The organism is Armatimonas sp., assembly GCF_031410135.1.
Classification (GTDB): Bacteria; Armatimonadota; Armatimonadia; order Armatimonadales; family Armatimonadaceae; genus Armatimonas.
The window spans coordinates 1-6040 of the sequence record NZ_JANNYP010000489.1; the positions used below are offsets into that span (position 1 = coordinate 1).

Annotated in this window: 6 protein-coding genes and 1 pseudogene; 5 read left to right on the forward strand and 2 right to left on the reverse strand. The window is 55.7% G+C overall.

Features of this window, described 5'->3' with window-relative positions:
* Positions 1 to 144 precede the first annotated feature (144 nt).
* From RMO15_RS18105 to RMO15_RS18115, 3 genes are all read left to right on the forward strand, one after another.
* Entirely contained in the window at positions 145 to 1302 is a 1158-nt protein-coding gene (locus RMO15_RS18105) for a tetratricopeptide repeat protein (RefSeq protein WP_309714998.1), read from the forward strand.
* An 80-nt stretch (positions 1303 to 1382) separates the two neighbouring features.
* Complete coding sequence (locus RMO15_RS18110; protein WP_309715000.1) at positions 1383 to 3011, forward strand: CRTAC1 family protein; 1629 nt, start codon at positions 1383 to 1385, stop codon at positions 3009 to 3011.
* Between the two features lie 14 nt (positions 3012 to 3025).
* Positions 3026 to 4138, forward strand: a complete 1113-nt coding sequence (locus RMO15_RS18115; RefSeq protein ID WP_309715002.1) for a tetratricopeptide repeat protein — start codon at positions 3026 to 3028, stop codon at positions 4136 to 4138.
* Positions 4139 to 4140: 2 nt separating this feature from the next.
* On the opposite strand, the gene RMO15_RS18120 is transcribed toward RMO15_RS18115, so the two are convergent.
* A complete protein-coding gene (locus RMO15_RS18120; protein ID WP_309715004.1) occupies positions 4141 to 4671 on the reverse strand; it encodes a flavodoxin in 531 nt (176 codons plus the stop codon).
* A 102-nt stretch (positions 4672 to 4773) separates the two neighbouring features.
* A complete protein-coding gene (locus RMO15_RS18125) occupies positions 4774 to 5034 on the reverse strand; it encodes a hypothetical protein (protein ID WP_309715006.1) in 261 nt (86 codons plus the stop codon).
* A gap of 79 nt (positions 5035 to 5113) precedes the next feature.
* On the opposite strand from RMO15_RS18125, the gene RMO15_RS18130 reads away from it, so the two are divergent.
* Both RMO15_RS18130 and RMO15_RS18135 read left to right on the forward strand, forming a co-directional pair.
* Complete coding sequence (locus RMO15_RS18130) at positions 5114 to 5659, forward strand: RNA polymerase sigma factor (RefSeq protein WP_309715008.1); 546 nt, start codon at positions 5114 to 5116, stop codon at positions 5657 to 5659.
* A pseudogene (locus RMO15_RS18135) lies at positions 5640 to 6040 on the forward strand (hypothetical protein); the annotation flags it as partial. The gene RMO15_RS18130 and the pseudogene RMO15_RS18135, both read left to right, overlap by 20 nt.

Sequence of the window (6040 nt, forward strand, 5' to 3'; positions counted from 1 at the left end):
GGTGGTTACGGCGGTAGTCGTCCAGGTGGCTACGGTGGTGGTTCAGGTGGTTCAGGTGGTTCAGGTGGCTACAGCGGTGGTCCAAGTGGTTATGGTGGATCAGGTAGCGGAGCACCGCGCTAGGCGGGGTATACGCGGCACTTTATGCGTTTTACAATAAAACAAAAGCGCTGGCTGGCAGGTGGTAGTATTGGTGTCGCCATGCTCCTGTGGGGAGTGGTGATCTCTAAACAGCTTGCCAGTAGTCCCGTACAGCAGCTCGTGGAGCAAGGACAAGCGTTTGCATTGCGAGGGGAAGCAGGACATGCCGAGCAGGCATGGCTAAGAGCAAGCCAACTTGACCCCAAATCAACCATTTTATGGCAGCTTCTAGGTGATCTTTACCTGAATACTTCCCAGTGGGATAAAGCCAAGAAGGCTTTCCAAAAATTGGTTGAAATCGCCCCCGAGACACCCCATGCCTACACCGGACTTGCCGTTGCGACACTGCGGCTTGGCGACGAAGTAGATGCCTATAAGTGGGCGAAAGAAGCGGTTAAACGCAATCCAAAAGATGCGTCCTCCCTCCAAATTGTCGCGTTTGCTAGTGGGTATATGGGACGTACAGAGGAACAGCTCGCAACACTGCGTCAGTTATTAAGTCTGCAACCGCGTGACACGGAAGTGCTTGAGATGTGTATTGAGGCATTTTCAGGACAGAAAAAATTCGATGAGCTACGCAAAGTCGCCGATACTCTTATTGAAGTCCAACCCACCAATACGATGGCCTATGGAGTACGTGCCTTAGTCCTTCTGGAGAGTGATGGCTCCCCGGAAGCACTTACCGCTGCTGAGAAAGACCTCGTGCACGCTCTCCAAATTGCTCCTTTGTATGGCTATGCACGATTTCAGCTTGGGCGGCTCTACCTGCGTCAGAGCCGCTGGAATGATGCGATTCTTCAGCTAGAGCAGGCGCAGAAACTCTCTCCGCGTCAGATGGATGTTCCTTTTGAGCTTGCTACTGCCTACACGCGAGCAGGGAAGCTCGATAAAGCAGCAATCGCTCGTGCTCGTTTTCAAGTTCTTCGTGACGAAACGAACCGGTTGAATGTTGTCACGAAAAAGTCTTCCCTAGAGCCAGATAACTTCGAGGCTAATCTTGAGGTTGGTGAGATTACGCTGAAAAATGGTGACTTGCGCAAGGCAGGATACTTTTTGATGGCGGCCGTAAAACTCAAACCCAGCGATCCTCGGGCAAAAAAAGCCTATGCCGAGCTGGTAACAAAGATAAAAGCTCGTACACAGGCCAGTCAGAGTCAATGAAGCGCTTGATACTAACGCTTTGTGGTGTGTTGTCGTCCGGTATATTGCTTGGCGGTTGCCCACGGTCTGAGAAGGCTACTGTGTCAAGCCCACAAGCTAGTGCCCTCTTTGCGGATGTTACCCAGAGTGCAGGGATTTCCTTTCACCATGAAAATGGAGCCAAAGAAAAGAAGTTCTACTTCCCTGAGACAACTCCTGCGGGTTGTGCTTTGGTTGATCTCAACAATGATGGCTGGCTTGATATTGTACTTATCCAGTCGGGCTCACTTGATAAACCCGATGCTCCTGAAAATGGCCGTTGTGCCCTCTATCTCAATGAGAAGAATGGAAAGTTCCAGGATGTCACGGCAGGCTCGGGGCTGGATGTCTCGCTGGGCTATGCCCATGGCATTACCGTGGGAGATATAGACAACGATGGCTATAGCGATCTGTTTATCACTTCGTTTGCCGGCAATAGGCTCTTCCATAACGAAAATGGTAGCGGCAAGTTCACTGATATCTCGGCAGTCTGGGGAGTAAACCAGCGCCATAGCACCGGCTATGCCACCAGCGCCGCCTTTGGTGACTACGACAACGATGGCAAGCTGGATCTCTATGTCTGCTACTACTGCCCTTGGGAGAAATCAAAAGACAAAATCTGCAATGGTGCGGATAAAGTGCGTGACTACTGCTCCCCCGAGGTCTATCCCATTGATGAGCACCAGCTTTTTCACAATGAAGGTGGACGCTTTACCGATGTTAGTAAGGCCATGGGAATCAGTAGCAAAAAGGGGCGTGGGCTCGCGGTTAGCTTCTTAGACTACGATAGTGATGGTTGGTGCGATATCTTTGTCGCCAACGATCTCTCTGGGAACTTTCTCTGGAAGAACTTGAAGGGTAAAGGCTTTAAAGACATCGCGACCGAGGCGGGTTGCGCGTTCTCGACTTCGGGGTCCCTGATGGCGGGGATGGGGATCGCGATTAGCGACTACGACCATAGTGGGCAAGAGAGTCTCTTTGTGACAAACTTTCAAAACACTCCCAATGCACTGTTTAAGAACTCTGGTGCTGGCTTTTTTGATGACGTGAGCACGGCGACCCAAGTCGGGCCACTCCACCTGCCCTATCTCTCCTTTGGGTGCGCTTTTATAGACTATGATGCCGATGGCTGGCCTGATCTGCTCACTGCCAATGGTCATGTGCAGCTCGGGGGGAAGACCCTGGAGGCGATGAAGCAGCCCAAGCAACTCTTGCATAGTGAGGGAGGAAAGCGTTTCCGTGAGGTCAAGGAGAACCTCGGGCCCCTGGCAATATCTACCGTGGCGCGAGGGCTGGTGACTGGAGATTTTGATAACGATGGTCGCTTAGATGTGCTGTTTACCAATCAAAACGATGCCCCACAACTTTTGCGTAACCAGGATAAAAGTAGCAACCACTGGATCTCCTTTCAGACAATTGGGACAAAGAGCAACCGCAACGGGTACCAAGCGCGCTTGCGTCTAACCGGTGCCCAAGGCACTCGCTTGGAGTCCGTGCGCTCCGCGACGAGTTTCCTCTCCGCTAGCGATCCACGTGTCTACTTTGGCCTGGGAGCGGAGAGGAAAGTAGAGAAGCTGGAGGTTCTCTGGCCGTCGGGAATCCGCGAGACACTGGGACCACTGGAAGGGGATCGCCGCTATGTGCTCACGGAAGGAAAGGGCGTCACCGAGACGCTTTTACCAGGGAAATAGGTACTCTCATGCACATGCGCTTCTTTACCCCGCTTTTACCCTGCCTTGCTCTGGCGCTCGTGGGCTGCCCGAAAGGTGCTCCACCCGCACCACCCGGCGAAGAAGTTCAGTTTAAGCGCGGCCTCACGGCTCTCCAAAAAGGTGATTCCGATGGAGCGCGAGCCTCCTTTGAGACCGCACTACGCCTGAACCCACGCTTTGCACCTGCCTACGTGGGCCTCTCCCAGCTTGCCGTCGAGAAAAACGAAGTAGACCGCGCGATCCAGCTCCTCCAGACACTGCGGCAGATCTCTCCTGCAGAGCCGGGGGTGGTGAGCCGACTCGCCGAGCTACAGAACATGGCGGGCCGCTTTTTGATCGCCGCGCCTCTTGCGCAAGAAGCGGTCAAGCGCAATCCGCAAGACCCTCTGGCTCAGGTGCAGCTGGCTCAGCTCTACGAGGGAACGGGGCAGCTTCCTGAGGCAATTGTCGCGCTCAAGAAAGCCCGTGAGCTTCAGCCCGACAGTGAGCTTGTGGTGTTTGCTCTCACTCGCCTGCTGGCTCTGACGGGGGCCACGACAGAGGCTTGGGCAGTTCTGGACACATTGCCTAAAGAGCCTAAGCTCCCTGCACAGTACCACTACTTCAAAGGCTGGCTACTCAGTGAGTATGGGCGCGATAAACCGAACCCAACTGCCGCGCTTCCCGAGTTAGAGCTTGCACTGAAGTTACGCCCTGAGTACCCGGCGGCCCTGCAACAGAAAGCCCATGTGCTTCTTGCACTGGGCACAACGGCAGAGGTAGGGGTATTGATTGAGAAAGCGGGAAAGCTCGGGGGGATGACAGTGGCTTTGGCAAAGGACTTGGCAGAGCTTCGCGCAAAGCAGGGCGATCCTCAAGCGGCGCCACTTCGTAAGCAAGCGGAGCTACGCGATCAGGAAGAGAAGGAGCACGCCCGGCTCCGCCGCCAGTATTTAGAGAAACCTGAGGATGTCGCCAACATTCTCAAGCTTGCTCGTCTAGAGGCGTTTCTTGGGAGCCCCGAAGAGGCCAAGCGTCTGGTGCTAGATGTGCTCAAGAAAGACCCCAACAATACCGTCGCGCTTGATATGGTAGAGCGCTTCATGATGCCCAAGAAACCAAAGTAGATCTAGGGCAGACAGGCGAGCTCGCTCAAGAGCTGCGTGGACCAAGTGGCAATGCGACTGCGTGTCAGGCTCCAGGCATCGTCGGTGTCGAGGGCAAGCCCGAAGAAGCGCCCGTTCTCCACACCTCGGGAAGCGTTGAAAGTATAGCCTTCTGTGGGCCAGCTTCCAATCAGGCGTGCACCACGTCTCCGAAACTCCGCTGCGAGGATTCCCTGGGCATCTTGGAACGTCTCCGGGTAGCACAGCGAGTCGCCTGAGCCAAAAAACGCCACGGGCTTACCTGCCATCTGTAGCTCCCCCATCCGTTGGAGAAAACGCTCCCAGCCGCACTGGAGATTGCCATCGTCCCAGGTGGGGCAACCTAGAACGAGTGCATCGAACTCGAAGAGCTTGCTCGGGTCGGTGCCGCTGACACTAATGGCCCGCACATTGGCATCGCTTCCCTTGCAGAGAACCCGCGTGATCTCATCGGCGGCCTCTTCGGTATTGCCGGTCGTGCTGCCATAAAATACCCCAATAGATCGTACTTGCATAGGCTTTAGGGTAGCAGAGCGCACCCACACTCCGCCTCTACGATTTGACAGATTTAGCGAGTTATCCACAGGTTATCCACAGCCTGTGGATAACTTTTCAAGCTAGGAGAGTTGTTTTGGCTCGTCCGCAAACCACTCTAGGCGGCTGCACTTGGCGCAGGCAAGAAGCGCCACATCGCTGTCAAACCAGTCTGTGTCGATCAAGCGGTTGCGATCAATCAGAGCATTCCCGCGAAAGAACTTATCCTCACCACAGTGAAGGCAGACGATTTTTTTGTCCGCCGCCGAAAAAGAGTGGGCAGTACTGGACGAAGTGACAGCGGCGGCAAAGCCTCGCTTTAAGGCATTCAAGTAGTTTGGCATACGATATGGGAAACGCGTCCGCCCAAAAAGTTGCAGTCACCTGTAACGAATGGCGCTGCTGGCTTGTACTAGGGGTGTCATGCAGCAAGAGGCGTCGGATGAGGCGCTGATGGGACGGGCACAGGACGGGGATCGTGAGGCATTTGCCGATCTCTATGTCCGTCACCGCCCGGCGCTGACGGCATTTCTGACGCGCTTTACGGGCAGTGCGGCGCTGGCTGAAGATCTCTCGCAGGAGAGTTTCGTGCGGCTCTGGGAGGCGCGGGGGCGCTTTGAGACGTCGCGGAAGTTTAAGATCTGGCTCTACGTGGCAGCAAAGAATTTAGCGATCAATGCGCTCAAGGCCCGGCGGGAGCAGAGCCTTCCCGAGGAGCTCGCCGAGCCAACGATGCCGCGTCCGAGTGTGCTGGGTGAGCTGGTAAGCGAGGCGCTGCAAGCTCTGCCTGAGGCGCAGCGGCTGGTATTGGTGCTGACGGTGTACGAGCAGTTTTCGCATAAAGAGGCGGCGGAGGCACTGGGCTGCACGGAAGTGAGCGCCCGCGTGCTGGCCTTCCGCGCCCGGCAGGCACTGAAGCGGCGGGTTGCCCCGCTTTTGGAGAGAGGTTATGAGACCGAGAGTATCTGACACATCCCTGGAGACGCTTCTGCGTGCAGGTGACCCGATGACCAAAGGCCCCGCTGTCTCTGAGGCGGAGCGAGCGGCATTTCTTGCGCGGCTTTCCGAGCTGCCTGTCGCCGCGCCCGCACTTCCCCATCGGCGTCCGGTAGGTATGGCGTTAGTTTTTGCAGGAGGAGTGATGTTTTCTCTCGCTGCCGGGCTGGGAATCGTGTCGCGGCAGCCTAAACCAAAGCCTCTCATCGTGGCATCTGTGCGATTGCCGAGCGTTCCGACACCGTCCCCGAGCGTTCCCAAGCTATCGCGGGATGTTCCGACACTATCGCGACGCGTTCCAATGCGATCACCAAGCGTTCCGACGCTATCGGGAACCCCTCCGACGCCATCGCC

What these genes read in the sequence shown, in the direction of transcription:
- RMO15_RS18105 (WP_309714998.1), top strand. Translation starts at nt 145, where the DNA reads ATGCGTTTTACAATAAAACAAAAGCGCTGGCTGGCAGGTGGTAGTATT.
- RMO15_RS18115 (WP_309715002.1), top strand. Translation starts at nt 3,026, where the DNA reads ATGCGCTTCTTTACCCCGCTTTTACCCTGCCTTGCTCTGGCGCTCGTG.
- RMO15_RS18120 (WP_309715004.1), bottom strand. Translation starts at nt 4,671, where the DNA reads ATGCAAGTACGATCTATTGGGGTATTTTATGGCAGCACGACCGGCAAT.
- RMO15_RS18125 (WP_309715006.1), bottom strand. Translation starts at nt 5,034, where the DNA reads ATGCCAAACTACTTGAATGCCTTAAAGCGAGGCTTTGCCGCCGCTGTC.
- RMO15_RS18130 (WP_309715008.1), top strand. Translation starts at nt 5,114, where the DNA reads ATGCAGCAAGAGGCGTCGGATGAGGCGCTGATGGGACGGGCACAGGAC.